Source organism: Microbacterium sp. SMR1 (assembly GCF_003289625.1).
Taxonomy (GTDB): Bacteria; Actinomycetota; Actinomycetes; order Actinomycetales; family Microbacteriaceae; genus Microbacterium; species Microbacterium plantarum.
Map to the genome: position 1 here is coordinate 1 of NZ_QMBN01000001.1, position 23,273 is coordinate 23,273.

Here is a 23,273-nt window from a genome sequence, read left to right on the forward strand (position 1 = left end):
CCATGTGTGGACACCCCCACCCCCACCCCCACATGTGCAGGACTCGCGGCCGGCGCCGAGCGAACGAGCTCGCGCCGAGTGCACGGGCACGCTGCGTAGCGGTGCCGTGCAGTGGGCGGGATGCCGTGCACTCGGCGGAGGAGTGGGGGGATTTGGGGGATGGGGGGTGTGGGGGTATGGTGGGGGTAAGCCAAAGACCGCTGGTCATCGGTGTGCGCGTGAGCGCACTCGTGATCGAAGCTCTGCACTGCAGGGGCCCGCGCAGGTGACACTGAACTTCTCCTTCGGGAACCGAGCTCCGTGCCTCTGCGCCGGAGCTTTTGTCATGTCCGGGGCTGGTCGAGGCCGGCGCTCCGCCACCGCGGGGCGTCAGGCACACATCAAGGAGTGACCATGGTGCAGAAGGACGCATCGGTCGCCGAGCTCACGAAGTCATTCGAGGACTCGACTGCCGTTCTGCTGACCGAGTACCGCGGTCTGACGGTGGCCCAGCTCAAGCAGCTGCGCAACAGCATCCGTCAGGACGCGAACTACGCCGTGGTGAAGAACACGCTGACCAAGATCGCCGCGAACAACGCGGGGATCACGGCGCTCGACGAGGACCTCAAGGGTCCCTCGGCCGTGGCGTTCGTGCACGGCGACTTCGTCGCCACCGCCAAGGCTCTGCGTGACTTCGCCAAGGCCAACCCGCTCCTCGTCATCAAGGGCGGCATCTTCGAGGGCAACGCCCTCACCGCCGACGAGGTCAACAAGTACGCCTCGCTCGAGAGCCGCGAGGTTCTGCTGGCCAAGGCCGCGGGCATGATGAAGGCGACGATGGGCAAGGCTGCCGCCACCATCGACGCGCTTCGCGAAAAGCTGGAGACCGCCGACGCCGCGTGAGCGACAGGCGAGCTCTTACACCAACCCCATCTATCTAGGAGATACATCATGGCGAAGCTTTCCACCGAGGAGCTGCTCGAGCAGTTCGCCGGCCTGACCCTCGTCGAGCTCAGCGAGTTCGTGAAGGCGTTCGAGGAGAAGTTCGACGTCACCGCTGCTGCCCCCGTCGCCGTTGCCGGCGCCGCTGGTGGCGCTGGTGCCGCTGAGGCCGAGGAGGAGAAGGACTCGTTCGACGTCATCCTCGAGGCTGCCGGCGACAAGAAGATCCAGGTCATCAAGACGGTCCGCGAGCTCACCTCGCTGGGCCTCGGCGAGGCCAAGGCTGTCGTCGACGGTGCTCCCAAGGCCGTCCTCGAGGGCGCGAACAAGGAGACCGCCGAGAAGGCGAAGGCCGCTCTCGAAGAGGCCGGCGCGACGGTCACCCTCAAGTAATTCCCCGCTCTCACTCGAGAGCAGCACGACGGCCCCGGATGCAGCATCCGGGGCCGTCGTCGTCTGCGCCGGTCTCAGTCCCGGCGGGAGAGGGTCGAGTCGCGGACGGCGACGGAGCTGTGTCCGGGTGCTCCCGCCGTCGTCCCCCGGACCACCATGCGCGGCTTGATCCGCATCGTCACGGTGTCGGCCGCGGGGTCCTCGATGTGGCGCAGGAGCAGCTCGACGGCGGCCCGGCCCTGCTCGTGGGGGACCTGTCGCAACGTCGTCAGGGCGAACATCTCGGCATTGACGTGATCGTCGATGCCGACGACGCTCAGCGACGACGGGACGAGGATGCCGAGACGGCGGGCGGCGATGATCGCTCCGATCGCGACGTCGTCACAGGCCGCGACGATTCCCGTGGGTCGGGCGGCGGGGTCGCTCAGCAGGTCGACCGCGGCAGCGTACCCGGCTGGCATCGAGAGCTCGGCCGGCACCCGCGAGATCTCGTCGGCGAGACCGGCGCGACGCATCTCCGACTCGTAGCCGGCGTATCGCTCGGACTCGACGTGAGGCCAGTGCGTGGAGTCGGTACCACCGAGGAACGCGATGCGGCGATGCCCGAGCTCGACGAGGTGCGCGGTCGCGAGAGCGGTGGCGTGCGCGTCGTCGAGCGTGACGAGGCTGGTGTCGCCCTCGGTGCCGATGACGCTGACGACTGGCTTTCCCAGCGCCAGCAGTGCGTCCAGCTCGCTCTCGGCAGGTTCGAGGCCCACCGCGATGACACCGTCGAAGCGCCGACGGGCGAGGAAGTCCTCGAACACCCGGCGCCGCGTCTCCGTCCCCGGGCGAGCGTCGTACAGGGTCAGGTCGAGGCCGTGCTCCAGGAGAGCCGCCTGAATGCCCTCGAGAACCTCTCCGAAGAACCATCGGCTGACGTGGGGCATGACGACGCCGACGGTCTGCGTGCGACCGGTCGCGAGGCTCATCGCCGACGAGTGCGCGACATACGACAGCTCCTGTGCTGCGGCAGCGACGCGCCTGCGGGTCTCGTCGGACACGTACCCGCGTCCGGTGAGGGCGCGGCTCGCCGTCGCTTTCGACACCCCTGCACGGGTGGCCACGTCGGCGATGGTGCTCATGGGACCTCCTCGTCCGTTCGGGGAGACCTGCCGGGGGACTCCCACCAGAGCGTAGCGGTTTCGACGGCGACCGGGAACCGGTTCCAGGCGCCTCCAGTGTGAGCGCTCCCACGGCCTCGCTCATTACCACGTGGGATGGTTGTCATTCCGTGATATTCCGCTGGTTGTGCCGGACTCGGCGGGACAGTAGGTTGTCCTGGAATCGGTTCCCCAATGGATGCGGACAAGGCTCCTCTGGGTGAACGGTGATCCCGATAGAGGAGAAGTACATGGCATTGTCACAGCGATACCGTCTTCTTGCCCCCGTCGCCCTCATGGGCGCGGCAGCACTGGTGCTGGCTGGGTGCGCCGAAGGTGGCGGCGAGGGCGGCGGCGACGCGAAGACGACCGTCCGCATCTCGGGCGGCATCACCGGTGGTGAGGCTGACGCACTCAACGAGTCGTTCGCGCAGTTCACCGAGGACACCGGTATCAAGGTGGAGTACACCGGCGACAAGTCGTTCGAGGGCAACATCGTCACCAAGGTGACCGGTGGCGACGCCCCCGACATCGCGATCGTCCCGCAGCCCGGCCTGCTGAAGACGCTCGTCGAGACCGGCAAGGTGCTGCCCGCGACCGAGGCGGTCGAGAGCGCGGTCGACGAGAACTGGTCGCCCGACTGGAAGCAGTACGGCACGTTCGACGACACCTTCTACGCGGCACCCATGCTCGCGAACCTGAAGGGTTACGTCTGGTACTCGCCGAAGCAGTTCGCCGAGTGGGGCGTCGAGATTCCCAAGACGTGGGACGAGATGATCGCTCTCACCGACAAGATCGTGCAGACGACCGGCGGTCCCGCGTGGTGCGCCGGCTTCGCCTCCGACGCCGCCTCGGGCTGGCCGGGCACCGACTGGGTGGAGGACCTCGTCCTGCGCCAGGCCGGCCCCGACGTGTACGACCAGTGGGTGGCCGGTGACGTGAAGTTCACCGACCCGCAGATCAAGTCCGCGTTCGACGCGGTGGGCGAGATCCTGCTCAACCCCGAGTACGTCAACGCGGGCTACGGAGACGTCAAGAGCATCAACTCGACCGCGTTCGGCGACGTGGCCGCGGCTGTCGCCAGCGGTGACTGCGCCCTCACGCACCAGGCCTCGTTCCTGTCGGCGAACTTCCTCGACGTGCAGACCGCCGACGGCGCGACCCCCGAGGTCGCTCCCGACGGTGACGTCTACGCGTTCCTGACGCCGGGGTACACCGAAGGCGAGCTCCAGGTCGAGGGCGGCGGCGAGTTCGTCGCCGCGTTCTCGGACGACGAGTCGACGCAGAAGGTTCTCGAGTTCATGGCCTCGCCCGAGTTCGCTGACGCGCGCGTCAAGCTCGGCGGCGTGATCTCGGCGAACAAGAACGCCGACCCCTCGCTCGCCTCGAGCGAGTTCCTCCAGGAAGCCATGACGACGCTGCAGGACGAGACCACGGTCTTCCGTTTCGACGCATCCGACTTGATGCCGTCCACGGTGGGCTCGGGCTCGTTCTGGAAGGGCATGGTCGACTGGATCGACGGTAAGGACACCGAGACGGTCCTGTCCGACATCCAGGCCGGTTACGAGAACTGATCGTCGCCTGACGATCGGTTGAGCCGAGCGGGGTCGGGCTGCACAAGCCCGGCCCCGCTCCTCCCGTCCGTACCGCCCGGGTACGCCGCTGTACTCAGAAGGGGATCCACATGTCGCAGACGACCGTCGACAGACCCGTCGACACCGAACCTCCCACCACCACGCACGCCACCGATCCGAAGGGGCGGTCGATCACTCGGATCATCGTCGCCGCCGGATTCGCCCTGATCGTCGCCATCCTCCTGCTGCTGATCTTCACCGGATCGAGCGAGGAATCGTCGCGCATCACGATCGGGTTCTCGCTCAACAGCTTCTTCCTCTGGTTGGGCGCGATGAACCCGCTCATCCAGATCCCCGTCATCCTGGCCGTGTTCGGGCTCGTCGTGGGCATCATCCTGGTGCTCATCGAGTACGCGCCCCGCCCGGGTCGCGGCTACTTCATCATGCGGCTCGTCGCGTGCCTGGTCATCCCGGTGCTCGCCTTCCTGCTGCTGCGGCCCTACGCCAACGCCGTCCTCTACGTCGTCGCGATCGCGCTGCTCGTCGGTGCGCTGCTCTTCTTCGCGGACTTCCGGTCGCGTCAGGGCGCGGGCTATCTGTTCCAGCTCATCCTCTTCATGGCCCCGGCCAGCATCATGCTGGCGCTCGGACTGATCTACCCCGCGATCGCCACGATCTTCAAGTCGTTCTACGACAAGTCGGGCGAGCAGTTCGTGGGCCTGGAGAACTACTTCTGGGTGTTCACGAACCCAACGGGCACGGCCTCGGTCGTCAACACGATCCTGTGGGCGCTCCTCGCTCCCACGATCTCCGTCGCCATCGGCCTGGCGTACGCGGTGTTCATCGATCGTGCCCGCGGCGAGAAGGTCCTGAAGGTCCTGGTGTTCATGCCCGTCGCGATCTCGTTCGTCGGCGCCGGCATCATCTGGAAGTTCATGTACGACGCCCGCCAGGGGGAGCAGGTCGGCCTGCTCAACGCGATCGTCACGGCATTCGGCGGCGATCCGATCCAGTGGCTCGCGATCAAGCCGGTCATCAACACCCTCATGCTCCTGGTGGTGTTCATCTGGACCCAGACCGGATTCGCCATGGTGATTCTCTCGGCCGCGATCAAGGCGGTGCCGACCGAGCAGCTCGAGGCGGCGCAGCTGGACGGGACCAATGCCTGGCAGCGGTTCCGCAACGTCACGGTGCCCGGCATCCGGTCGTCGCTCATCGTGGTCCTCACGACCATCACGATCGCGTCGCTCAAGGTGTACGACATCGTGGCGGTCATGACCGGCGGTCGCGATGAGACGACCGTGCTCGGCTTCGAGATGGTCAACCAGCAGCAGCGATTCCAGAGCTACGGGCACTCGTCCGCGCTCGCCGTCGTGCTGTTCCTGTTCGTCCTGCCGCTGATCATCTACAACGCCCGATCGATGGCCAAGCAGAGGGAGATCCGCTGATGACCGTTGCAGCCCCGGCCGCGCCCGTCGACACCCGCACCAAGCGCCAAGTGGCGCGCGACACCCGCCGCAACGAGGCGATCGCCCACAAGAAGCTGACGTCGAAGGGCGCGACCATCGCGGCCGTCATCATCGCCGTCTTCTGGACGATCCCGACGTTCGGCCTGTTCGTGACGTCGTTCCGACCCGGTGCCGACACCCAGTCCACCGGCTGGTGGACCGTCTTCACCAATCCCGAGTTCACCCTCGACAACTACGCCGAGGCGCTGACGTCGGGAGGGACGTCCACGACGCTCGCGTCGGCGTTCATCAACTCGCTCGCGATCACCATCCCCGCGACGGTGTTCCCGATCGTGATGGCAGCCCTCGCCGCTTACGCGTTCGCCTGGATCGACTTCAAGGGCCGCAGTGCGCTGTTCGTGTTCGTCTTCGCACTGCAGATCGTGCCCCTGCAGATGGCCCTGGTTCCGCTGCTCAGCCTCTTCTCGGAGGGCCTGACGATCAACGACGTGCCCATCTTCCCCGGCTTCGGCCTGAACGAGGTGCAGTACAGCTTCGCCCGCGTCTGGATCGCCCACGCGATCTTCGCCCTGCCGCTGGCGACTTTCATGCTGCACAACTTCATCGCCGAGATCCCGGGCGAGATCATCGAGGCGGCGCGGGTCGACGGCGCCGGCCACGGGCAGGTCTTCTTCCGCATCATCGTCCCGCTGGCAGCCCCGGCCATCGCATCGTTCGCGATCTTCCAGTTCCTGTGGGTGTGGAACGACCTGCTGGTCGCGACGATCTTCGCGTCGCCGGGCGCGCTGCCGATCACGCAGGCGCTCAACTCGCTGTCGGGCACGTGGGGCAACCGCTGGTTCCTGCAGTCGGCGGGAACCTTCATCTCGATCATCGTGCCGCTGATCGTGTTCTTCGCCCTGCAGCGCTTCTTCGTGCGCGGCCTGCTGGCAGGTGCGACGAAGGGCTGATCGGCAGGATCGGATGCCGCTGGGGTGCGGGGGCTGTCAGCCCTCGCACCCCAGTCTTTGCTGGATCGAGCGCATCAGGTCGATCTCGGCGCTCTGCGTCTCGATGACGCCGCCGGCGACCTGGACGGCCCGCGGGTCGCTGCCGAGGTCGACGAGAGCCTGCGCCATGGGGATCGCGCCCTCGTGGTGCCGGATCATGAGGCCGAGGAACGTGCAGTCGGCGGCGACCCCGGTCTCGGCATCCAGCTGCGCCAGCTGAGCGGGCGTGGCCATGCCCATCTCGGCGCGGAGCTCTTCGTCGCTCGGCTGCTGCGCCTGAGTCCCGTGGTTGTGAGCGGGGTGCCCGACCATCCACTGCATGAGGGGCGCGGTGGATGCCTGCGGCAGCCCCCACTGGACGAGCCAGTCGTAGAACTCGCCGCGCTGGCCCGCCTGCGCGGTGGCGATGTCGAAGGCGAGGGTGCGGATGCCCTCATCCTCGGTCTTGCGATAGATCGTCATCGCCATCTCGATCGCCTGCGTGTGGTGCACCTGCATGTCACGGGCGAACCCGGCCTCGGGGGAGGAGCCGCCGGGAACCGACGGGGAGGTGCCGAAGGCGGAGAATCGTCCTACCGCGAATGCCGAGCCCGCGACCGCGAGGACGATGAGGAGCACCGCCCACCAGCGCAAGCCGGTGGATGACGGGTCGGGGACCTGCGCGCCCGTCTCCGCCGTGACGTCGTCCGTCACGCCTTGCCGGGGCCGTCGATCGCGCCCGAGCAGATCGCGTTCGGCTCGGGGACGTTCTGGCTGCGCCAGTATTCGGTGAAGAAGTCGCGGATGCGCTCGTCGTCGGCCGAGTCGACCTTCAGCTGCGCGTTCCAGGCGCTCACGGCGATGGGGGTGTCCATGTCGGGGTACGGCGTCAGCAGCGCGTACGTGCTCGGCATGTAGCCCTCGAGGGTCTCGATGTCGGCATCCGATACCTGGGCCGGGTCGTACGTGATCCAGACGGCGCCGTGCTCCATCGAGTGGACCGCGTTCTCGTTCGCCTGCGGCTCGGTGTAGACGCCGCAGTTGAGCCAGTACGGGTTGTGCTCGCCACCGGCCGGCGGGTTCTGCGGGTACTCGACGGTGCCCTCCACGTGCGTCGTGATGTTCTGGAACGTCTCGACGCCGGGGATCTCGCGACCCGTGCTGTTGCCGGCCTCGTACGTGACGGGCCGAGGCGCGAGGATGACCGACGCGGCGATGAGGCCCACCACGGCGACCGCGGCGGTCGAGCCGACGACCCACCACGTCAGCTTGCTGCGACGTCGCTTCGCCAGCTGCTTCTGGTACTCGGCGAGCTTGGCCTGCTTCTGCTGCTCGCGCTGCTGCTTGACGGTGAGGTTGATCTGGGCCTGGGCGGCAGGATTGCCGCTCGTTCGCTTGTCGGCGGACGGAGTCATTGCTGTGACCTCGGTTCGGGGGCAAGGGGAGTGTCGGAGCGCGCGCGGCGCGGAGCCAGCCTATGCGCGTGAATGGTGAATCAGCTGAGAGGCGCGAACGACGCGGAGCGGCGGCGGGTTACGATAGAAGGTCGCTCAAAAACGCTGCTGCCACGAAACGAAGAAGACGTGCCCGAAACTCCTCCCCATCATTCCTCCTCCGCCACCGGGGCGATCCGCACGCTGGGCTCGAACCCGGCTACCGCGCCCATCATGCTGCATCCGGGTGACGCGATCCCGACCTCACGCCGCGTCATCTACATCATCCTGCTCGGCGCGCTGACGGCGCTCGGGCCCTTCACGATCGACCTCTACCTGCCCGCCTTCCCCGCGCTGGAGGCCGACTTCCAGACGACGGCGGCGGCGATTCAGCTGACGCTCACCGGAACGATGGTCGGCTTCGCGCTGGGCCAGCTCATCGTCGGCCCGCTCAGCGACAAGCTGGGGCGCCGGGTCCCGCTGCTGTGCGTGACCGCGCTCCACGTGCTCTCGAGCACGGCCGCCGCCATCGCCCCGACCCTCGAGCTGCTGAGCGCCGCCCGGGTCTTCATGGGGATCGGCGCCGCGGCGGGCGGTGTCGTCGCGATGGCGATCGTGCGCGACCTCTTCGGCGGACGCCGGCTCGTGGTGATGCTCAGCCGACTCGCCCTGGTCTCCGGTGTCGCCCCGGTCGCCGCCCCGCTCGTCGGCTCGGGCCTGCTGACGGTCATGCCCTGGCGCGGCATCTTCGTCGTGCTCGCCGCGTACGGCGCGGTGATGCTGATCGCCTCGCTCTTCCTCGTGCCCGAGACCCTGCCCAAAGCGCGCCGCCGCGACAGCGGTTCCGCCACGGTCTGGCAGCGCTACCGCAGCGTCCTGAGCGATCGCATCTTCATCGGCGTGCTGATCATCGGCGGCATGACCTTCAGCGGACTGTTCTCATACCTGTCGTCGTCGTCGTTCCTCTTCCAGCAGACCTACGGCTTCGATCCGCAGCAGTACGGCGTCCTGTTCGCCGTCAACTCCCTCGGAGTCGTGCTGGGCGTGCAGACGGCGTCGCGGCTCGCCGCCCGCTTCGGCCCGCAGTGGGTCATGGCGGTCTCGACCGCCGTGCTCGTCATCGCGGGGGCCACCATCATCGTCACCGACCAGCTGGGGCTGGGCCTGTGGGGCACGGTCGTGCCGCTGTTCTTCTTCATCACGGCGTGCGGTTTCACCTTCCCCTGCGTTCAGGTGCTCGCTCTCGACCGTCACGGCCGAGCCGCCGGGACCGCGGCATCCCTGATCGGCGCCGTCAACTTCGGCGTCGCCGGCTTCATCTCGCCGCTCGCGGCGTGGATCTCGGGCGGCTCGGGCATCACCGCGACGACGATGGCCTCGGTGATGGCGGGGTGCGCCGTGGTGGCGGTCCTCTCGCTGTGGCTCGTCGTGAGGCCGCGCAGCGTGCCGCAGCTCTCTCCCTGATCGCTGCTCCCAGCGCAAGGGGCGGGGTCGAATCCGCCGCCGTCGACACAATGGACGGATGAACGACGCTCCGCCGACCGATCCCCGCCGACTCTGGCCGCGCCGCGCCGCCATCGGTTTCGCGCTGGTGGTGGCCGGTGCGCTGCTGGGATGGTGGCTGTTCACGCAGCTCGGCCAGCCCTTCGCGATCGACCGGTGGTGGAACGAGACGCTGCCGGCCGACCCCGGCGGGGTCGGCCTGGTGTTCGGACTCGTGATGAACCGGGTCGGCGGCACGTGGGTCGGCGTCTTCGCGATCCCGATCGCGGTCGCCGTGGCTCTGGTCCTGCTGCGACGGCCCTGGGCTGCGGGCTATTTCCTCGTGGCGTCGGCGCTGAGCGCGCTCGTGGTCCAGCTGATCAAGAACCTCGTCGATCGGTCGAGACCCGAAGACATCCTCGTGACGACGGATGCGGGCTCATATCCCTCGGGGCATACGGCAAATGCGGCCACGATCGCGATCGTCGCGATCATCCTCTTCCCGCGCGTCTGGGTCGCGCTCGTCGGAATCGTCTGGACACTGCTGATGGCGCTCAGCCGTACGGTCGTGCACGCTCACTGGCTCTCCGACACCGTCGGTGGGATGCTGCTGGGCGCCGGCGTCGCCCTGATCGTGGCCGCGATGTTCACCGAGCAGCTCGAACGCGAGCGCCGCGCCGTGCGAGAGCGGCGGGGCTAGGCTCGCCGGCATGAGCGTCTCGCCCGACGACCCGGCCATGCCCTCCGACGACGCGATCGCCGCAGCCGATCTCGCACGACTGCGTGCGGAAGCGGAAGCCGCTGAGGCCGCGCTCGTCGCCGCCCGAGCTCGAGCCGCCCTGGCCACCGCCGAGGCAGCTGCCGCGCGAGCCGGGTCGGCCCCGGCCGGGGACGCGGCGCCGTCGACTCCGACCGGCGAACCCGAGCCGTCGGCGGCAGGGGAAGCCGAGCCCTCCGGGGCGGCGGGTCCGCTTGACGGATCCGAGGTCGACGACATCCGCCGGGGCTACACGTTCGACGGTCCCGCCCTCGAGCTCGGGGCGCTCCTGAACGGCGAGCCGCAGCGTGATGCGCCCGTGCGGATCCCGCTGGCGATGACGAATCGTCACGGTCTCGTTGCCGGCGCCACTGGCACCGGCAAGACCCGCACGCTGCAGGTTCTCGTGGAGCAGCTCGCCGCCAACGGCGTGCCGGTGTTCGCGGCCGACATCAAGGGCGATCTCTCGGGTCTGGCCACGGCGGGCGAGCCGAGTGAGAAGCTCCTCTCGCGAACGAGCGCGATCGGGCAGGACTGGTCGCCGCGTTCTTTCGCGACCGAGTTCCTGGCGCTCGGCGGCCGCGGGTCGGGAACGCCGGTGCGCGCGACCGTCTCGGGCTTCGGCCCGCTGCTGCTGAGCCGCCTGCTCGGACTCAACGCGACGCAGGAGTCGAGCCTCGGTCTCGTCTTCCACTACGCCGACGCCAACGGCCTGGCTCTCGTCGACCTCGCCGATCTGCGGGCGGTGCTGACCTACCTCACGAGCGATGACGGCAAAGCCGAGCTCGCGGAGCTCGGCGGACTCTCCAAGGCGACGGCGGGCGTCATCCTTCGCGAACTCATCACCTTCGCCGACGCCGGGGCGGACGTGTTCTTCGGCGAACCGGAGTTCGACGTCCGAGACCTGATGCGCACCACGGACGCGGCCGAGGGCATCGTCACCCTCCTCGAGGTGCCCGGTGTGGCCGACCGCCCGGTGCTCTACTCGACCTTCCTGATGTACCTGCTCGCGGAGCTGTTCGAGGTGCTGCCCGAGGTGGGTGATGTCGACAAGCCGGAGCTCGTGTTCTTCTTCGACGAGGCGCATCTGCTGTTCCGCGACGCGTCGAAGGACTTCCTCGCCGCGGTGGTGCAGACGGTCCGCCTCATCCGGTCGAAGGGTGTGGGCGTCTTCTTCGTCACGCAGACGCCCAAGGACGTGCCGTCCGATGTGCTGGCGCAGCTCGGCTCGCGCGTACAGCACGCGCTTCGTGCCTTCACCCCGGATGACGTCAAGGCGCTGCGCGCGAGCGTGGGCACCTACCCGCGCTCGGGCTACGACCTCGAGCGGGTGCTCCAGGAGCTCGGCACCGGCGAGGCGATCGTCACGGTGATGAACGAGAAGGGCGCGCCCACGCCCGTCGCATGGACGCGGCTCCGTGCGCCGCAGGCCTCGATGTCGCCGGCGACGGCAGCGGAGGTCGCGGCCCGCGTGTCGGCATCCGAGATCCGGCCGCGGTACGCCGAGGCGATCGATCGCGAGTCGGCGCGCGAGATCCTCACCGCTCGCATGAACGCCGCTCAAGCTGCTCTCGATGCGGCCGAGGCCGAGGCCGCGCGCCGCAAGGCCGAGCAGGATGCCGCGAAGCTGCGCGCGAAGGCCGACGCCGCCTACGCGAAGCAGCTCGCCGCCATCCGCAAGCAAGCCGCGGCCGACGAGGCGAAGGAGCGTCGCGAGTACGACCGGATGCTGCGCAGCATGACCTCGAACACGCGCTCGCGCCGGAGAACGCCGGCGGAGCAGATCCTCGGCTCGCGCGCGGCCCAGGAGGTGCTGACCGGCGTCATCCGGGGAATCTTCGGCACCGGACGGCGCTGAGCACCGGACGGCGCTGATGGCGCGCCCGGGACGCGGGCGTCTCAGGGACGGATGATGTCGAGTGGCATCGTCGAGGTGTCGATGCGCGGATCGTCGTCCTGCCCGGCGACGAGCGCCTCGGCCTCGGCGATCGTCTCGACCGTCGGCACCGACCCGAGCAGCGGCCGCTGCGCCGTCTCGCGCATCGCGAAGAGCGCGACGGCCGCGAGCGCCGAGAAGAACATGATGTAGAACGCGGGCATGTAGGTGTTGCCCGTCCACTCGATGAGCGCCTGGCTGAACAACGGCGTCGTGCCGCCGAAGAGCGACACCGCCAGGTTGTACGCGATGCCCATCGCGCCGAAGCGGGTCGCGGTGGGGAACAGCGCCGGCAGGGCGCTCGCCGAGATCGCGACGAACAGTGCGACCGGTACCGCGATGATGCCCAGCGCGATGAACACGGCCCACAGCTCGCCGATCTGCATGACGGCGAAGGCGGGGACCGTCAGGACGAGGGAGGCGCCGATCGCGAAAGCGTAGATGCGGCGCCGGCCGAACCGGTCGCTGAGGCGCCCGACGAACGGCAGCGTCGCCGACATGACGATCAGCACCGGCACGGTCGCCACCGCGGCCGAGAGGTTCGAGAGTCCGACCTCCTTCTCAAGGTAGGTCGGCATGTAGCTGGTCAGCGCGTAGCCGGCCGTGTTGGTCGCGGCGACGATCGCCACGGCGACCAGGATCGTCCGCCAGTGGTGGCGCAGGATGCCGCCGATGCCGTGACGAGCCATCGGGTCGTCCTTGCTGGCCGCCGCGGCCGACTCCGACTCCTGCTCGAATGCCGGGGTCTCGGGGATGCGCAGGCGGAACCAGATGGCGACGATGCCGAGCGGGATGGCGACGAGGAACGGGATGCGCCAGCCGCCGTCGACCATCGCGTCCGGGCCCCAGAGGCCCTGAGTGATGAGCGTGGTGAGGGCCACGACCGTGGCACCTGCGGCGAAGCCGACGTACGAGCCGACGTCGAGCCAGGACGCCCAGAAGCCGCGCGAGCGGTCGGGGGAGAACTCGGTCACATACGTCGACGCCCCGGCGTACTCGCCGCCGGTCGAGAAGCCCTGCACCATCTTCAGCACATACAGGGGGACGACAGCCCAGATACCGATCTGCGCAGACGTCGGCAGCAGTCCGATGAGCGCGGTCGCGGTCGCCATCATCGCCATCGTCAGGAACAGGACCTTCTGGCGCCCGATCCGATCGCCGAGCGGGCCGAGCACGATCCCGCCGAGGGGACGCACGAGGAACGACACGGCGAAGCCGAGGAGCGTCACGAGAAGGCCCCACGGGTCGGGGATGTCTTCCGCGAACACGACCGTCAGGGTCACGGCGAGGTAGCCGTAGATCCCGAAGTCGAACCACTCCATGAAGTTGCCGACGACGGTGCCCGAGATCGCGGTGCGTACCTTCTTGCGTTCGACGACGATGACGTCGTCGACCTCGAGACGTCGGCGGGCAGGCCGCTTGGTGCGCGTGCGTGACATATTCGATTCTCCTCCGGCAGCGCCGCCGGGCTCGGGTCGCCAGACGACTGTCCTTCGCTCACGGGAGCGTAGACCCGGGTGCGGGGTCGTGCGCAACCTCGAGGACGGGCGTTGCGGTCCGGTGCGTCGCCGCCTATCGCGCGCGCGTGAGGCGAACGGCCCGTACGCCCGGCCGGCGACCGTCCATCCGTCACGTGTCAAGTCGTGTCGGACGGGGCCGACGGACGCCTACCGTCTGATCATGACCGAGCTGACCGCACCCACCGGACACGAGCCCGAGCTGCAGGCGCAGCCCCGACCGGACGGATCCGCCCCGCGGGCCCTCGTCCTCGGCGCCACCGGGTACATCGGCGGACGGCTGGTGCCTCGCCTCGTCGCGGCGGGGTACCGCGTGCGCGTGCTGGCACGGACGCCCGAGCGGGTCGCCAGCTTCCCATGGGGAGACGCCGTCGAGATCGTGGGCGGCTCGGCCGACGACGCGGATGCCGTCGCCGAGGCTGTCGACGACGTGGATGTCGTCTACTACCTCATCCACTCGATGGGAGCGGGGGCCGGGTTCGAGGAGGCCGACGAGCGGGCCGCCCGCACGGTCGCGGACGCCGCGGCGGCGGCATCCGTGAAGCGCATCGTCTATCTCGGTGGCCTGCACCCCGCAGATGCGGAACTCTCGCCGCACCTGCGCTCGCGCGTGGAGGTCGGCGAGATTCTGCTGGAGTCCGGCGTGCCCACCCTCGTGCTGCAGGCGGGAGTCGTCATCGGGTCGGGGTCGGCGTCGTTCGAGATGGTGCGTCATCTCACCGATGTGCTGCCGTACATGCCGGCGCCGAAGTGGGTGCGCAACCGCATCCAGCCGATCGCCGTGCGAGACGTCCTGCACTATCTGCTCGGCGCAGCCCGCGTCGATCCTGAGCTGAACCGAGCCGTTGACATCGGCGGTCCCGACGTGTTGCGGTACGGACAGATGATGAACGGCTATGCCCTCGAGGCGGGCCTGCGGCAGCGCGCGATCGCGGCCCTGCCGGTGCTGACGCCCGGGCTGGCCTCCCACTGGGTCAACCTCGTGACGCCGGTGCCGCGCGCCATCGCCCGCCCGCTCATCGCGTCGCTTCAGAACGAGTGCGTCATGGACGACCATGACATCGACGACATCATCCCGCAGCCCGAGGGCGGCCTGACGTCGTACCGGACGAGCGTGCGGCTGGCGCTGGGCCGGGTGGACGCCGACGAGGTCGAGACGAGTTGGCAGGACGCCGACGTGCTCGGCGCGCCGAGCGATCCGCTGCCGAGCGACCCCGAATGGGCGGGCCGCACCGTGTTCACCGACGAGCGCTCCGCCGAAACGAGCGCGTCGCCCGAGCGACTGTGGGAGGTGATCGCCGGCATCGGCGGGACGAACGGCTGGTACTCGGCTCGCGCGCTGTGGGAGATCCGCGGCTGGATGGACCGTCTCGTCGGCGGCATCGGCCTCGCGCGCGGCCGCCGCAGCCGGGGAAAGGTGCGGGTGGGGGATGCGATCGACTTCTGGCGCGTCGAGGCCGTCGAGGAGGGCCGCCTGCTGCGGCTGCGTGCCGAGATGCGGGTGCCGGGGGAGGCCTGGCTCGAGCTCAAAGTCGCACCGCGGGATGGCGGTGCCCGGTATGAGCAGCGCGCGATCTTCTTCCCGCGCGGACTGGCCGGGCGGCTGTATTGGCTCGGTGTGCTGCCGTTCCACGGGCTCATCTTCACGGCGATGGCCACGCGCATCACGGAGATGGCCGAGGGGAAGGTCGAGGAGGGGCGGATCGCCGTCGAGAACACCCACGCCGACGATGACACCGCCCCCGCGGGCGCGGACGCTTCTAGGGTGGGGTCATGAGCCGCTCCGCCGTCGTCATCACCGTCTCCGACCGCTCAGCGCGCGGCGAGCGTCCGGATGCGGCCGGCCCGGTCGCCGTCGAGGCCTTGCGCGCCGCGGGGTGGGAGTGTGGCGATGCGGTGGTCGTCGCCGACGGAGCCGCCCCCGTCGCCGAGGCGCTGCGCGTCGCGATCGCCGACGGAGCGCGCCTGATCGTCACGACGGGCGGCACCGGCGTGGCACCGCGCGACGAGACTCCCGAGGGTACCGGCGAGGTCATCGAGCGCGAGCTGCCGGGTGTGGCCGAAGAGCTGCGACGCCGCGGCATCGCCGAGACGCCCACTGCGGTGCTCTCACGCGGACGTGCCGGGGTGGCCGGCCGAACGCTCATCGTGAACCTGCCGGGGTCGCCGCGCGCCGTGGCATCCGGCATGGACGTGGTGACGGGTATCGCCGGGCACGTCGTCGCCCAGCTCGACGGGCACGATCACTGATGGGCGAGATCCGCATCGCCCGCATCACCGCGGAGCGTCTCGACGTCTCCCAGCACCTCGAGGCCGTCGAGTCATCCGCCGTCGGAGCGGTGACGAGCTTCGTCGGCACCGTGCGCGACCACGACCCGGATGCCGCGGGCACGGTCGCCGCGCTGCACTACGAGGCACATCCCGATGCCGAGGCGACGCTCCGAGCCATCGCTGAGGCGGCCCTCGGCGACCGTGACGGCATCGTCGCGGTCAGTCACCGCATCGGCGACCTCGCGGTGGGGGACGCCGCGGTCGTCATCGCGGTGGGCACGGCGCACCGGGGCGACGCGTTCGACGTCTGCCGCGAGCTGATCGAGGCGATCAAACGCGAGCTGCCGATCTGGAAGCAGCAGATCGAAGCCGACGGCACGACGGCGTGGAAGGGGATCGGCGGCTGATCACGTCGAACCCGGGCCATCTCAGCCGCCCGCGAAGGGCGGCAGGATGTCGACGGTGACGTCGGGTCCGATCTCGGTGGTGTCGGCGACGCGTGCGCCGTCGACCAGGATGGCGCACTTCGGCAGGATGGCCGCCAGCCCAGTGATCTCGCGCGACAACGCGTCGCGCAGGGCGCCGAGGGTCGTCTCGGAGCGATGCTCTTCGTTCCGGCCGGCGCGTTCAGCGGCGGCGGCGAAGTAGCGCACGCGGGCCATCAGGCGTCCTCGCCGGGACGTCGCCAGTCGCCGCTGCGGCCACCGGATTTCGCGGTGATGCGGACGTTCTCGATCGAGGTCGCCTTATCGAGGCCCTTCACCATGTCGACCACGGCGAGGGCGGCGACCGAGACCGAGGTGAGCGCCTCCATCTCGACGCCGGTGCGGTCGGCGGTGCGTGCGGTCGCCTCGATCTCGATGCCGTCGTCGGTGATGTCGAGGTCGACGACGACGCCGTGCACGCCGATCACATGCGCCAGCGGAAGCAGCTCGGGGGTGCGCTTCGCAGCCTGGATGCCGGCGATGCGTGCGACGGCGAGGACGTCGCCCTTCGGCACGGCGCCGTCGCGCAGCGCTGCGACCACCTCGGGCGAGCAGCGGACGAATCCGCGAGCAGTCGCCGCGCGGACGGTCGGCTGCTTCGCGGTGACGTCGACCATGCGGGCGTGACCGGCGTCGTCGAGGTGTGTGAAGCTCATGCCCTCATCCTTCCAGCAGCACGACGTCGATGAGGTCGCCGGGCTCGACGACGGCCGTCTCCTCCGGGACGACCGCATACGCCTCGGCGAGGGCGAGTGCGCCCGCGAGGTGCGAGCCCGAGCCGCCCGGTGTCGCCGGGCGCACGGACCATCCTGCAGGGTCGGTGCGGTCGACCACCGCGGGCAGGTACTGCCGGCGACCCGGTGGCGTGCGCCAGGACTCGGCCGCGGGAAGCCGGAGCGCCGGCCGCCGCAGGTCGGAGCGGCCCTGGAGGGCGAGCAGGGCAGGGCGCACGAACACCTCGAACGACACCGCCGCACTCACCGGGTTGCCCGGCAGGCCGAAGACGAGCGTTCCCGACGGCAGGACCCCGAAGGCCTGCGGCTTGCCCGGCTGCATCGCCACCCGCGAGAAACGCAGCGCGTCGCCCAGTTCGGTCTTGACGACCTCGTAGGCGCCCGCGCTCACCCCGCCCGAGGTGATGACGACGTCCGCTCGGGATCCGCCGGTCGTGGCCGCTGCGATCTCGTGCCGGAAGGCGGCGCCGCCGTCGTCGACGTGCACGCGGCGGATGACCGTACCGCCCGCCTGACGGCTGAGCGCTTCGAGCAGCAGGCCGTTCGACTCGGGGATCTGTCCGCGGATGCGTGGGAAGCCGGGCTCGACGAGCTCGCTGCCGGTCGAGATGACGACGACGCGCGGGGACTCCGAGATGGTGACCCGGGCGATGTCGGCGGCGGCGAGGGCCGCCAGCTGCCGCGGGCCGAGCAGCGTCCCGGCGTCCAGCACCGTGTCGCCGGGGCGGATGTCGTCGTGTGCGCGCCGGACGAACATGCCCCGCCTCGCGGGGGCGGCGAGCACGCGTGCGGTCGTCAGCGAATCATCGAGGCCGCCCGCGGTGTCTTCGAACGGCACGATGGTGTCGGCGCTGCTGGGCACCGGGGAGCCCGTCATGATGCGTGCGGCCTCGCCGGGGGTCAGATGCGGATCGTCCGCCGTGCCCGCCGGCAGATCGGCGATGACCGCGAGGTCGACGGGACGCTCGGCGGACGCCGTTGCGACATCGTCGAAGCGCACCGCGAAGCCGTCCATCGCCGAGTTGTCGAAGTCGGGGATCCCCCCGCGCGCGATCGCAGCCTCGCGCAGGACGCAGCCGGCGGCGTCGGCGAGCCCGGCCGTGCGGGTCGGCAGCGGGCGGACGGCGGCGAGGACGTCCGCGAGCTGCTCCTCGACGGTGCGCAGCCCGCCGCTCACGACTGCCACCGTGCGAGCCCGCCCGCGAGCACGGATGCCGCGACACCGCGGCCCCGGAGGGCATCCGCAGCGCGATGGGCGCGGATGCCGTGCGCGCACACCACCACGACCCGGTCGGCACCGACGAGGCTCGGATCAGCGAGGAGCTCGCCGAGCGGTACCAGCACCGAGCCGGGCAGTACACCGGTCGCCGTCTCGTGGGGCTCCCGCACATCGAGCACCACCGCGCCGACGGACTGCTGCGCTCGGAGCTGCTCGAGATCGACCTCGGGTGCCGCCGTCCGTCTCGGCTCTGCAGGGGGCGGAGGAACCGCGGCCGGGGACGCCGCACTCGACGCCGCGCGCAGCGGCACCTCGCGCTGGGTGCCGGTGAGGGCATCGACGACGACCAGCCGGCCGAGGAGCGGTTCGCCGACCCCGGTGATGAGCTTGATCGCCTCGGTCGCGAGCATTCCGCCCACCGTCATGCAGAGGGACCCGAGCACGCCCACCTCGGCGCACGTCGGCAGGTCGTCCGCGCTGCCCGCGGGGTAGAGGTCGTCGAGGCCGACGGCCGGAACGCCTGCCGGCGGCGCGGTCCAGAAGACGGTGACCTGCGCGTGGAACTCCTGGATGACGCCCCAGACGAGCGGCAGCCCGAGTGCCGCGCATGCCGCGGCCACGACGGTGCGGGTCTCGAACGTGTCGGTGCCGTCGATGACGAGGTCGCTCCCCGCCAGCAGACGCGACGCGTTATCGGCATCCAGCCGCTCGCGGCGCGTCTCGATCCGGGTCTCGGGCGACAATGCGGTGGCGGCTCGGACCGCGGAGGCGACCTTCGGTGAACCGACGTCGTCGACGCGATGGATCACCTGCCGCTGGAGATTGGCGTACTCGACCACGTCGTCGTCGATGACGGTGATCGTCCCGACCCCGGCGGCGGCGAGGGCGAGGATCACCGGCGAGCCGAGACCGCCGGCGCCGACGACCGCGACGCGGGCCGCCGCCAGCCGTCGCTGACCCTGGTCGCCCAGGCCCGCGAGGACGGCATGCCTCGCGGTGCGCTCGCGCTCACGATTCGACAGGGTCTCGGCGGGATCGACGAGGGGCGGCAGGGTCATGGGATCAGGCTAGACGCGCATAGGGGTAGCCGGGGCGGGCGCGGGTGGGACCCGGGCGAGCATCCGCGGATGCGGCGGATTCGGCCCTCCTCTTCCGCAGTTGCGGGTATGTTCGGCCCATGACGACGTATCGCATCTCGGAGGCGGCCCGCCTGCTCGGAGTCAGCGACGACACCGTGCGCCGCTGGATCGAGCAGGGTGTCCTTCCGGTCTCGGGTGACAGCCCGGCGAGGGTGCCCGGCGACGCGCTCGCCGCGCACGCGGTCGAGCTCGCTTCCGCCGCGGCGGACCCCTCCGACCGACTCTCGAGCGCCCGCAACCGCTTCGTCGGCCTTGTCACCCGCGTGCAGATCGACGGGGTGATGGCCCAGGTCGACGTGCAGTCGGGACCGCACCGCATCGTGTCGCTCATGTCGGCCGAGGCGGCGCGCGAACTCGAGCTCGAACCCGGATCGCTCGCGGTCGCGGTCGTGAAGGCCACGACGGTCGTGGTCGAGACTCCGAAGGACTGAGCCGTGCGCACACGACGAATCACCGTCGCCGCCCTCGCGGCTGTCATGCTCCTCCTGGCGGGGTGCGCCGCGGGCGGCGTCGCGGAGTCGGGGCCGGGCACCGCGGAATCCGAGGTCTCGGGCGAGGTCACCGTCTTCGCTGCCGCGTCGCTGAAGACGGGATTCGACGAGCTGGCGTCGCAGTTCGAGCAGCGGCATCCCTCCGTCACGATCTCGCCCATCAGCTACGACGGGTCGTCGACGCTCGCGACGCAGCTGATCGAGGGAGCCCCCGGCGACGTGTTCGCCTCGGCCGACGAGGCGAACATGCAGAAGGTCGTCGACGCCGGGCTCGCCGCCGCCCCGGACGTCTTCGCGACGAACCGGCTCACACTCGTGGTGCCGGCCGGGAACCCCGGTTCGATCACCGGCCTGGCAGACCTCGCCGACGCCGACCGCACCGTCGTGCTGTGCGCACAGGCGGTGCCGTGCGGAGCGGCCTCGGAGACGCTTCTCAGCGACGCCGGTGTCACTCCGAGCGTCGACAGCTACGAGCAGAACGTCACCGCGGTGCTGACGAAGGTCGCGGGCGGTGAGGCCGATGCCGGCCTCGTCTACGTCACGGATGCCGCCCTCACCGGCGATGTCGAGACGGTGGAGGTCGCCGGCGCTGAGCGAGTCGTCAACCGGTACCCGATCGCGGCGCTCGCCGACGCGCGGTCGCCCGAGGCCGCCGCGGAGTTCGTCGCCTACGTGCTGTCCGAAGACGGCCAGACGGTGCTGCGCCGTCTCGGCTTCGGGGCGCCGTGAGCGGCGGTGGGGCCGGCGGTCACCGGACGACGCGCCGCAGCGCGCCGGGGTATGTGCCGCGCGTCCTTCTCGTGCCGGCGGTCGTCGGGCTCGCGCTGCTCGTGGTCCCGCTGGCCGCCCTGGTGGGCCGCGTCGACCCCACGACAGTGTGGACCGACGTCACGTCGCCCGAGGCCGGCGCGGCGCTCGCGCTCTCGCTGCAGACCGCGCTCGCGGCCACCGCTGCGTGCATCGTGCTCGGCGTTCCGCTCGCCCTGACGATCGCCCGGGCAGGCGCCCGCGGTGCGGCGGTGCTGCGAGCCATCGTGACGGTCCCGCTCGTGCTGCCCCCCATGGTCGGCGGCGTCGCCCTGCTGTTCCTGTTCGGGCGGACCGGCTGGCTGGGCGCGATGCTCGGCGAAGCCGGCATCCGCGTCCCGTTCACCACCGTGGCTGTCGTGATCGCGCAGACTTTCGTCGCTCTGCCCTTCCTCGTGCTCGCGCTCGAGGGCGCACTTCGCGCCACGGGAGTCGGGTACGAGCAGACCGCCGCCGCGCTCGGGGCGGGACGGTGGCGCATCCTGTTCCGGGTCACCCTGCCGCTCGCAGCGCCCGGGCTCATCGCAGGGACCGTGCTGTGCTTCGCCCGCGCCCTCGGCGAGTTCGGCGCCACCGCACTGTTCGCCGGCAACGCGCCCGGCGTCACGCAGACGATGCCGCTGGCGATCTACACGGCGTTCAACGGTGCCGGGGTGTCGCAGGGCACGGCTGTGGCACTGTCGCTCCTCCTGCTCATCACGGCGATCGCCGCGCTTCTGCTCGTGCGGGCCTGGCGGCCGGGCGGTGCCCGATGAGTGCCCGGCTCACGGCACGCGTCCGGGTGCAGCGGCCCGGCCTCACCGTGACCGTCGACCTCGTCGCCGAACCGGGGGAGGTCGTCGCGGTCATGGGGCCGAGCGGCGCGGGGAAGACGACGGTGCTCGAGGCGATCGCGGGCCTCGTGCCGCTCGACGCGGGATCGATCCGCGTCGGCGACGATGAGGTCGCGAGCCCCCGCCGGCGCGTGGCGCCGCAGCACCGCGGCATCGTGATGCTGCGTCAGGACCCCGGCCTCTTCCCGCACCTCTCGGCGCGCGAGAACGTGGCCTTCGGGCTCCGCTCTCGCAAAGAGCCGGCACGTCGGGCGCGCCTCATCGCCGACGAATGGCTCGAGCGGGTCGGGCTCGCCGGGGTCGGCGGCCGGCATCCCCGAGAGCTCTCCGGGGGGCAGCAGCAGCGCGTCGCCCTCGCCCGCGCGCTCGCGGCGCGGCCCCGCGTCATCCTGCTCGACGAGCCGTTCACGGCGCTCGATCCGGCGACGGCCGCGTCACTGCGGGCGATGCTCGGCGAACAGCTGCGGGCTGCCGGGGCGACGGCCGTGATCGTCAGCCACGACGCCCTCGATGCGGCGGCGGTGGCCGATCGGCTGGTGGTGCTCGAAGCGGGACTCGTGACCCAGAGCGGCGCCGTCCGAGAGGTGCTGCGGACCCCCGCAACGGCGTTCGGTGCTGCCATCGCGGGAGTGAACCGAGTCGTCGGCAACGTGGTCGGCCAGGGCGATGACGCGGTCTGGCAGGCCGGCACCCTCGCGGTGCCCCGGCCCGGCGCGGACGGTGGTGCCGCTGCCGCTCTGTTCCGCCCGAGCGACGTCCGGCTCGAGGGGGTCGCGGCCGGCGACGGGCTCGCGCGGTCGGGGGCTGCGCCGTCGGACGACGACCGCGTCGTGTGGCGGGCTCGCGTCGTTCGGCTCGAGCCCACTGTCGGCGGAGTCCGGGTGATCGTCGCCGATCCGCCGGCGGCGGTCGACATCCCGGTGGATCTGGCCGCGGACCTCGGCGCGCGCAGCCTCGTGCAGCTCTCCCTGCCGACCGCCGCGATCACATGGGACTGAGTGGCACGATGGGGGAATGCCCCACATGCGCGCCGTCCGGCCCGGCGATGACGCCGCGCTGAGCGAGATCTGTCTGCGGACCGCCGACCACGGCTCCGATGCCACCGGACTCTTCGACGACGACGACATCTGGGGAGCGATCTTCGTGCTGCCCTACGCCGAGCGGCATCCCGACTTCGCCTTCGTCGTGGCCGATGACGACGACCGGGCGATCGGCTACGTCGTCGCGACGCCGGACACCGATGCCTTCGAGGAGTGGTTCCGCGGCGAGTGGTGGCCGCGGTTCGCCGACCGCTGGCCCGAGCCCTCGCCCGATGACACCTCGCGGCAGGCGGGGACGCTGCGATACGCCTACGGTCGACGCCCCGGAGCCGAGCCGCTCGCCGCGACCCATCGCGCGCACCTGCACATCGACCTGCTGCCCGCGGCCCAGGGGCAGGGGTGGGGGCGACGGCTGATCGACCGGGTGTCGGAGCAGCTCCGCACGTCGGGCGTCATCCGTCTGCACCTGGTCGCGTCGGCGGCCAACGACGGGGCGCTCGCCTTCTACGACCGCCTGGGGTTCGAGCGCCTGCCCTCCTCGCCCGGCGCGCAGGCGTTCGGCATCGACCTCGACCGCTGAGGCCCGGTCGGGCGGCGCCGCCGAGGTCCCAGTTGGGCTGGGTTTGCCGGCTGGATTTCCGGCCCAACTGGGACCTCGGGTT

The 23,273-nt window shown here is 70.5% G+C and carries 24 protein-coding genes; 16 read left to right on the top strand and 8 right to left on the bottom strand.

Translation table 11 applies throughout. From position 1 onward, the window contains the following. Nucleotides 1-393: 393 nt before the first annotated feature. On the top strand, nt 394-882 hold the full coding sequence (gene rplJ, locus DO944_RS00005) for a 50S ribosomal protein L10 (protein WP_112613525.1): 489 nt from the start codon (nt 394-396) through the stop codon (nt 880-882). 48 nt (nt 883-930) lie between these two features. Continuing rightward, nucleotides 931-1,314, top strand: coding sequence for a 50S ribosomal protein L7/L12 (rplL, locus tag DO944_RS00010; protein WP_023952029.1), 384 nt, complete (start codon nt 931-933; stop codon nt 1,312-1,314). Between the two features lie 74 nt (nt 1,315-1,388). Here rplL and DO944_RS00015 read toward each other — a convergent pair whose 3' ends face one another. Beyond that, on the bottom strand, nt 1,389-2,438 hold the full coding sequence (locus DO944_RS00015) for a LacI family DNA-binding transcriptional regulator (protein ID WP_112613527.1): 1,050 nt from the start codon (nt 2,436-2,438) through the stop codon (nt 1,389-1,391). A 269-nt stretch (nt 2,439-2,707) separates the two neighbouring features. Here DO944_RS00015 and DO944_RS00020 point away from each other — a divergent pair, with 269 nt between their 5' ends. The 3 genes from DO944_RS00020 to DO944_RS00030 all read left to right on the top strand — a co-directional run bounded on the left by DO944_RS00020 (nt 2,708) and on the right by DO944_RS00030 (nt 6,449). After that, nucleotides 2,708-4,030 carry an ABC transporter substrate-binding protein gene (locus DO944_RS00020; RefSeq protein WP_181574107.1) on the top strand — a complete coding sequence of 441 codons (1,323 nt, stop codon included), beginning with the start codon at nt 2,708-2,710 and terminating at the stop codon, nt 4,028-4,030. Between the two features lie 110 nt (nt 4,031-4,140). Further along, nucleotides 4,141-5,478 (top strand): carbohydrate ABC transporter permease, encoded by a 1,338-nt coding sequence (locus DO944_RS00025; RefSeq protein ID WP_112613531.1) that lies wholly within the window; start codon nt 4,141-4,143, stop codon nt 5,476-5,478. Then, nucleotides 5,478-6,449, top strand: coding sequence for a carbohydrate ABC transporter permease (locus DO944_RS00030; protein ID WP_112613533.1), 972 nt, complete (start codon nt 5,478-5,480; stop codon nt 6,447-6,449). The genes DO944_RS00025 and DO944_RS00030 overlap by 1 nt, the downstream gene beginning before the upstream one ends. Nucleotides 6,450-6,485: 36 nt before the next feature. Here DO944_RS00030 and DO944_RS00035 read toward each other — a convergent pair whose 3' ends face one another. Continuing rightward, on the bottom strand, nt 6,486-7,181 hold the full coding sequence (locus tag DO944_RS00035; RefSeq protein ID WP_181574108.1) for a DUF305 domain-containing protein: 696 nt from the start codon (nt 7,179-7,181) through the stop codon (nt 6,486-6,488). Further along, on the bottom strand, nt 7,178-7,882 hold the full coding sequence (locus tag DO944_RS00040; RefSeq protein ID WP_112613535.1) for a DUF3105 domain-containing protein: 705 nt from the start codon (nt 7,880-7,882) through the stop codon (nt 7,178-7,180). The genes DO944_RS00035 and DO944_RS00040 overlap by 4 nt, the downstream gene beginning before the upstream one ends. A gap of 252 nt (nt 7,883-8,134) precedes the next feature. On the opposite strand from DO944_RS00040, the gene DO944_RS00045 reads away from it, so the two are divergent. The 3 genes from DO944_RS00045 to DO944_RS00055 are packed head-to-tail and all read left to right on the top strand — an operon-like array spanning nt 8,135 to nt 11,997. Continuing rightward, nucleotides 8,135-9,364 (top strand): multidrug effflux MFS transporter, encoded by a 1,230-nt coding sequence (locus DO944_RS00045; protein ID WP_094262140.1) that lies wholly within the window; start codon nt 8,135-8,137, stop codon nt 9,362-9,364. A gap of 58 nt (nt 9,365-9,422) precedes the next feature. Further along, nucleotides 9,423-10,082, top strand: a complete 660-nt coding sequence (locus DO944_RS00050; protein ID WP_112613536.1) for a phosphatase PAP2 family protein — start codon at nt 9,423-9,425, stop codon at nt 10,080-10,082. A gap of 10 nt (nt 10,083-10,092) precedes the next feature. Beyond that, complete coding sequence (locus tag DO944_RS00055; protein WP_396651997.1) at nt 10,093-11,997, top strand: helicase HerA-like domain-containing protein; 1,905 nt, start codon at nt 10,093-10,095, stop codon at nt 11,995-11,997. 41 nt (nt 11,998-12,038) lie between these two features. On the opposite strand, the gene DO944_RS00060 is transcribed toward DO944_RS00055, so the two are convergent. Further along, the gene (locus DO944_RS00060; protein WP_112613537.1) at nt 12,039-13,514 is read right to left on the bottom strand and encodes an MFS transporter; all 1,476 of its coding nucleotides are present in this window, start codon (nt 13,512-13,514) and stop codon (nt 12,039-12,041) included. 241 nt (nt 13,515-13,755) lie between these two features. Here DO944_RS00060 and DO944_RS00065 point away from each other — a divergent pair, with 241 nt between their 5' ends. The 3 genes from DO944_RS00065 to DO944_RS00075 are packed head-to-tail and all read left to right on the top strand — an operon-like array spanning nt 13,756 to nt 16,270. After that, nucleotides 13,756-15,369, top strand: a complete 1,614-nt coding sequence (locus DO944_RS00065; RefSeq protein ID WP_112615008.1) for an SDR family oxidoreductase — start codon at nt 13,756-13,758, stop codon at nt 15,367-15,369. After that, nucleotides 15,366-15,842: a molybdenum cofactor biosynthesis protein B gene (locus DO944_RS00070; RefSeq protein ID WP_112613538.1), complete on the top strand. Its 477-nt coding sequence runs from the start codon at nt 15,366-15,368 to the stop codon at nt 15,840-15,842. The genes DO944_RS00065 and DO944_RS00070 overlap by 4 nt, the downstream gene beginning before the upstream one ends. Beyond that, on the top strand, nt 15,842-16,270 hold the full coding sequence (locus DO944_RS00075; RefSeq protein ID WP_112613539.1) for a molybdenum cofactor biosynthesis protein MoaE: 429 nt from the start codon (nt 15,842-15,844) through the stop codon (nt 16,268-16,270). The genes DO944_RS00070 and DO944_RS00075 overlap by 1 nt, the downstream gene beginning before the upstream one ends. A 21-nt stretch (nt 16,271-16,291) precedes the next feature. Here the strand turns inward: DO944_RS00075 and DO944_RS00080 are convergent, their stop codons facing one another. Genes DO944_RS00080 through DO944_RS00095 form a run of 4 tightly spaced genes read right to left on the bottom strand, consistent with a single transcriptional unit; the run spans nt 16,292 to nt 19,359 of the window. Then, on the bottom strand, nt 16,292-16,525 hold the full coding sequence (locus tag DO944_RS00080) for a MoaD/ThiS family protein (RefSeq protein WP_112613540.1): 234 nt from the start codon (nt 16,523-16,525) through the stop codon (nt 16,292-16,294). Continuing rightward, nucleotides 16,525-17,004 carry a cyclic pyranopterin monophosphate synthase MoaC gene (moaC, locus tag DO944_RS00085; RefSeq protein ID WP_112613541.1) on the bottom strand — a complete coding sequence of 160 codons (480 nt, stop codon included), beginning with the start codon at nt 17,002-17,004 and terminating at the stop codon, nt 16,525-16,527. Before moaC ends, DO944_RS00080 begins: the two co-directional genes overlap by 1 nt. 4 nt (nt 17,005-17,008) lie before the next feature. After that, a complete protein-coding gene (gene glp / locus DO944_RS00090; RefSeq protein WP_309300081.1) occupies nt 17,009-18,268 on the bottom strand; it encodes a gephyrin-like molybdotransferase Glp in 1,260 nt (419 codons plus the stop codon). Beyond that, entirely contained in the window at nt 18,256-19,359 is a 1,104-nt protein-coding gene (locus tag DO944_RS00095; RefSeq protein WP_112613543.1) for a ThiF family adenylyltransferase, read from the bottom strand. Before DO944_RS00095 ends, glp begins: the two co-directional genes overlap by 13 nt. 119 nt (nt 19,360-19,478) lie before the next feature. Between DO944_RS00095 and DO944_RS00100 the strand changes: the two genes are divergently transcribed. Genes DO944_RS00100 through DO944_RS00120 form a run of 5 tightly spaced genes read left to right on the top strand, consistent with a single transcriptional unit; the run spans nt 19,479 to nt 23,191 of the window. Next, the gene (locus tag DO944_RS00100; RefSeq protein WP_112613545.1) at nt 19,479-19,871 is read left to right on the top strand and encodes a molybdopterin-binding protein; all 393 of its coding nucleotides are present in this window, start codon (nt 19,479-19,481) and stop codon (nt 19,869-19,871) included. A 3-nt stretch (nt 19,872-19,874) separates the two neighbouring features. Next, on the top strand, nt 19,875-20,660 hold the full coding sequence (gene modA / locus DO944_RS00105; protein ID WP_240309683.1) for a molybdate ABC transporter substrate-binding protein: 786 nt from the start codon (nt 19,875-19,877) through the stop codon (nt 20,658-20,660). A 53-nt stretch (nt 20,661-20,713) separates the two neighbouring features. Continuing rightward, a complete protein-coding gene (locus tag DO944_RS00110; RefSeq protein ID WP_258524518.1) occupies nt 20,714-21,493 on the top strand; it encodes an ABC transporter permease in 780 nt (259 codons plus the stop codon). Continuing rightward, nucleotides 21,490-22,569, top strand: coding sequence for an ABC transporter ATP-binding protein (locus tag DO944_RS00115; RefSeq protein WP_112613549.1), 1,080 nt, complete (start codon nt 21,490-21,492; stop codon nt 22,567-22,569). The genes DO944_RS00110 and DO944_RS00115 overlap by 4 nt, the downstream gene beginning before the upstream one ends. Before the next feature lie 16 nt (nt 22,570-22,585). Beyond that, nucleotides 22,586-23,191 carry a GNAT family N-acetyltransferase gene (locus tag DO944_RS00120; RefSeq protein WP_112613551.1) on the top strand — a complete coding sequence of 202 codons (606 nt, stop codon included), beginning with the start codon at nt 22,586-22,588 and terminating at the stop codon, nt 23,189-23,191. Nucleotides 23,192-23,273: the final 82 nt, after the last annotated feature.